General features: G+C 67.6%; 4 protein-coding genes. 3 read left to right on the forward strand and 1 reads right to left on the reverse strand.

The window, feature by feature from the left end:
• Together ACR2JA_RS16090 and ACR2JA_RS16095 are read left to right on the forward strand one after the other, a co-directional pair.
• Positions 1-216 (forward strand): ATP-binding protein (locus tag ACR2JA_RS16090; protein WP_434010084.1); only part of this gene is annotated, 216 nt, incomplete at its 5' end.
• Positions 213-698 carry a response regulator gene (locus ACR2JA_RS16095; protein ID WP_434010085.1) on the forward strand — a complete coding sequence of 162 codons (486 nt, stop codon included), beginning with the start codon at positions 213-215 and terminating at the stop codon, positions 696-698. The genes ACR2JA_RS16090 and ACR2JA_RS16095, both read left to right, overlap by 4 nt.
• An 87-nt stretch (positions 699-785) precedes the next feature.
• On the opposite strand, the gene ACR2JA_RS16100 is transcribed toward ACR2JA_RS16095, so the two are convergent.
• The gene (locus ACR2JA_RS16100) at positions 786-1094 is read right to left on the reverse strand and encodes an RNA recognition motif domain-containing protein (RefSeq protein WP_434010086.1); all 309 of its coding nucleotides are present in this window, start codon (positions 1092-1094) and stop codon (positions 786-788) included.
• A 236-nt stretch (positions 1095-1330) separates the two neighbouring features.
• On the opposite strand from ACR2JA_RS16100, the gene ACR2JA_RS16105 reads away from it, so the two are divergent.
• Entirely contained in the window at positions 1331-4306 is a 2976-nt protein-coding gene (locus tag ACR2JA_RS16105; protein WP_434010087.1) for a sensor domain-containing protein, read from the forward strand.
• Positions 4307-4635 lie beyond the last annotated feature (329 nt).

Genomic DNA, 4635 nt, shown 5'->3' on the forward strand with positions numbered 1-4635 from the left:
TTCGGCGTGTTCCAGCGCCTGCACCGCGCCACCGAGTTCGAGGGCACCGGCATCGGGTTGGCCCTCACGCGCCGCATTCTGGAGCGGCACGGTGGTAGCATTTGGGCTGAGAGCCAGGTCGGCCAGGGCAGCGTGTTCCATTTCTCGTTGCCGTTTGAAGGCTGCAGCCCCACAGAGGCCTCCAAAGACGCGGTGCCATCCACCCTCGAACCATGAACAAGAACGCCGACGCCATCCTGCTCGTTGAAGACAACCCTGACGATGCCGAGCTGACCCGTCTGGCGCTGGCGCGCCACGGGCTGGACGGCCGCGTGACCCACGTGTCCGACGGCATGCAGGCCCTGGACTACCTGTACCGCCGCGACGCCTTTGCCGACCGCACCGGGGGCAATCCGGTGCTGGTGCTGCTGGACCTGAAGATGCCCCTGCTCGACGGCATCGGCGTGCTGCGCGAGATCAAGGGCTCGGACAGCCTGCGCAACATCCCGGTGGTGGTGCTGACCTCGTCCACCGAGCCCAGCGACCTGCAGCGCGCCTACGACGCGGGCACCAACGCCTACATCGCCAAACCGACCGAATTCGCGCAGTTCCTCAGCGCCATGAAGCACGTCTGCGAGTTCTGGATCAACATCAACCAGACCGCGCCGCAAAGCGCCGGTGCCGGTGTGCGCAACTCGTCGTTCGGCGAACTGAACTGAACCCGGTCCTTCCAGACCCCAACAAAAAAGCGCTCCTCAGAGCGCTTTTTTGTTGGGCAGGGCGGCGGCTTGCCGTGGGGTGACCCCTCAGGCGTACAGGTCGGAATCCGCCCACTGGGACGAGGGCCCGTTGTCTTCGCTGCTGGGCGGCACGTCCAGGTTGAGCACGAACACCACCTCGCCACCGAACCGGCCCACGCCCAGCGATTTCATCAGCTGTTGTTCCTGTTCGGGCTTTTCCATGCGCAAAAAACAGATCGCCTGCTTGGTGCCTTCGTGCATGGCGGTCAGGATGTCCAGGCGTGTGATGCGCCCGAACTCGCTGCACAACTGGTGCAGCGCGGCCTTGAGGCTGTTGATGTCGCCGTGTTGTCTGAGTCCTGCGAGTGCGCTCACGATTTCACTCCCGAAAGTGGGGTGCCACCAACGCGGCACCAGAGCCCGTCCAGGGACAGGCGAGTGGGCATGTTAGTACACACGCAACAAAATTTAACAACTCTGTTACAAATTTCCCTCCCCATGCGGGGGATCGGTCGGCCAAAGGGTGGAACGGGTGTTCTTGCCGGGTTGGTCGTCGGGTGCCGCACCTTGGATATGCTTGTGCACCGCGCCCGCGTGCCCCGAGGTCTTCCATGAACGCTGCTCTACCCGCCTCCTCGACACCCCTCCCGGCACGGGACGATCTGCCCGACCTGGACCGGCTGGTGCAACTGGCCTGCCGGACGGCCGGTGTGCCGTCGGCCCTGCTGGTGGAATGGACGCTGCCCCAACCCCAGGTGCGGGGCCGGCACGGTCTGCGCCTGGACCAGACCGACGAGGCGCTGGAGGTCTGCCTGCGGACCCTGCCCTCTCCGGAAATCGACGCCTGCGTACCGGACTTGGCCGCGCACCCGGGGCTGGCCGGCCGCATGGGCACCACCGGGCCGTGCATGTGGCGTTTTCTGCAGACGCTGGCCTTGCCCATGGAACCGCGCGAACCGGCGGCGTCGCTGATCCTGCTGGACCCGCAGCCACGTGACACACCGGTGCACACCCTCGACACGCTGCGCGTGCTCGGGGCGCTGGGGTCGGACTTGCTGGGTTTCATCCACCACCACCAGCAACTGGTGCTGCGCGGCGAGCGCAGCGCGGTGCAGAACCACAGCGCGCTGCGCGAGAGCCAGAGCCGGCTGAACCTGACCGAGCACACCGCCGGCGTGGGCAGCTGGTCGCTCAACCTGGCCACGCACGAGCTGGTGCACTCCGACGAGCTGGCCAGCATTCTGGGCCTGCAGTCCGGCCAGACCCTGCAATCGACCGAAGACATGGTGCTGCGCTGCACGCCCGAGTGGCGCAGCACCATCCGCCAGCGGCTGGAGCTGTGCGAACACAGCGGCCTGGGATTCGACGAGGAAATCCAGGTGACAGCGGCCAGCGGCACGCCCAAGTGGGTGCGCGCGGTGGGCAGCGCGGTCCACGGAGCGGCGGGGCAGATCCTGCGCATCCAGGGTGCGATGCAGGACATCTCGGCCCAGAAGCAGGCGCAGCAGGAAACGACGCTGCTGGCCATGCGCCTGACCACCACGCTGGCCAGCATCACCGAGGCCTTCGTGACGCTGGACCGGCAGTGCTGCTTCACCTACCTGAACCAGGAGAGCGAGCGGCTGCTGCAGAAGTCCACCTCTGAACTGCTGGGCCTGCAGGTGTGGCACGGCCTGGCGCCCGCGCTGGCCCAGCGTCTGCGCGAGCAGCTCACGCGCGCGGTGGCCAAAAACCGCCGCGTGGAACTGGAGGAACACTTCGCCACGCTGGGCAAGTGGCTGGAGGTGCGGGCCTACCCGTTTGCCGAAGGCCTGGCGGTGTACTTCCGCGACGTGACCGAGCGCCGCCGTTCGCAGGAACAGCTGATGCTGCTGGAGACCAGCGTGGCGCGGCTGAACGACATCGTGGCGATCGCCGAAGCGGGGCCGGCCCTGCACGAGGAACCGCGCATCGTCTTCGTCAACGACGCCTTCGAGCAGCACACCGGCTACAGCCGCGCCGAGGTGCTGGGCCAGACGCCGCGCATGCTGGTGGACATGGACCCGACCATGTCCAAGCTGCAGGACCTGGTGGCCGGCCTGCAGAACAAGCGGCAGGCGCGCACCGAACTGATGGTGCGGCGCAAGAGCGGCGCCTGGTTCTGGGTCGAGCTGGAAGTGGTGTCGGTGCAGACCGTGGCCGAAGCGGCCACGCACTGGGTGGCGGTAGGCCGCGACATCACCCAGCGCAAGAACGCGGAGGACATGATCCGCCACCTGGCTTTCTACGACGCGCTGACCGACCTGCCCAACCGCCAGCTGCTGCTGGACCGCCTGCAGCGCGCGCTGGGCGAAAGCGCCCGCAGCGGCCAGTTCGGCGCGCTGATGTTCATCGACCTGGACAACTTCAAGATCCTCAACGACACGCTGGGCCACCACATGGGCGACCAGCTGTTGCAGAAGGTGGCGCAGCGCCTGACACAGAGCGTGCGCAAGACCGACACCGTGGCGCGGCTGGGTGGTGACGAGTTCGTGGTGATGGTGGACGACCTGAGCACCGACCGCGAGGCCGCCGCCTACAAGGCACGCGTGCTGGCCGAGAAGGTGCTCAACACCCTGCGCGAGCCGTTCCAGCTCACCGGCCACCAGCATTTCGCCACGCCCAGCATCGGGGTCACCTCGTTCCAGGGGAACCAGAGCGACGTGAGCGAACTGCTCAAGCAGGCCGACCTGGCGATGTACCAGGCCAAGACGCTGGGTCGCAACACCTTGTGCTTCTTCGACCCGGCGATGCAGGCGTCGATGAGCCACAACGCGGCCGTGGGCGTTGACCTGCGCGAGGGCCTGCACACGCAGCAGTTCGTGGTGCTCTACCAGCCACAGGTGGACCGCACGGGCCGCGTGCGCAGCGTCGAGGCCCTGGTGCGCTGGAAGCACCCGCGCCGTGGCCTGGTGATGCCGGGCGAATTCATTCCGGTGGCCGAGGACACCGGGCTGATCCTGCCGCTGGGCCGCTGGGTGCTGGAAACCGCCTGCGCCCAGCTGGCGCTGTGGGAAAACGAGGCCTACTCGCAGGAACTGAGCATCTCGGTCAACGTCAGCGTGCGCCAGTTCCGCCACCCGGACTTCGTGGACATGGTGATGGACGCGATCCAGCAGGCCCGCATCCGCCCGCACAAGCTCAAGCTCGAACTCACCGAGAGCCTGCTCGCCGACCGCATGGAGATCACGCTGGAGAAGATGGGCCTGCTCAAGGCCCTGGGCGTGACGCTGTCGCTGGACGACTTCGGCGTCGGCTACTCCTCGCTGTCTCTGCTCAAGCGGCTGCCGCTGGACCAGCTCAAGATCGACAAGGGCTTTGTGTCGGACGTGCTGACCGACGCCAGCGACGCCGCCATCTCGCGCGCGATCATCTCGCTGGCGCAAAGCCTGGGGCTGCAGGTGGTGGCCGAAGGCGTGGAAACGATCGAGCAGCGCGACTTCCTGGCCAGTCAGGGCTGCGACCACTTCCAGGGCTACCTGTTCGCCCCGCCCCTGCCGATCACCGAACTCGACGCCCGGCTGCGCGGCAAACTGCCGCTGTCGGCGCCGCCGGGCAGCACATGGTGAAGCACCCCCTGCGCCGCTGACGCGGCTTCCCCCTCCGTTGCGCGCCTGCGGCGCTTCGAGGGGGACGCACCCTGTGGCCCGGCGGAGCCGGTTCCACGGGTGCTCTGGCGGAAGCCACGCGCGCCGGAGGCAGGTGGGTCACTCCCTGTGCGGCTGACGCCGCTGGATGCGGTCACGCACTCCGTTGAGACCTGAGTTCCTCAGCCTGCGAACAGCGCCACGTTGCCGCCGGCGGCGGTGGTGTTGATGGTCAGGGTCTGCTCGGCGCAGAAGCGCAGCAGGTAGTTCGGGCCGCCGGCCTTGGGGCCGGTGCCGCTCAGGCCCTCGCC

Source organism: Hydrogenophaga sp., from assembly GCF_051007235.1.
Taxonomy (GTDB): domain Bacteria; phylum Pseudomonadota; class Gammaproteobacteria; order Burkholderiales; family Burkholderiaceae_C; genus Hydrogenophaga.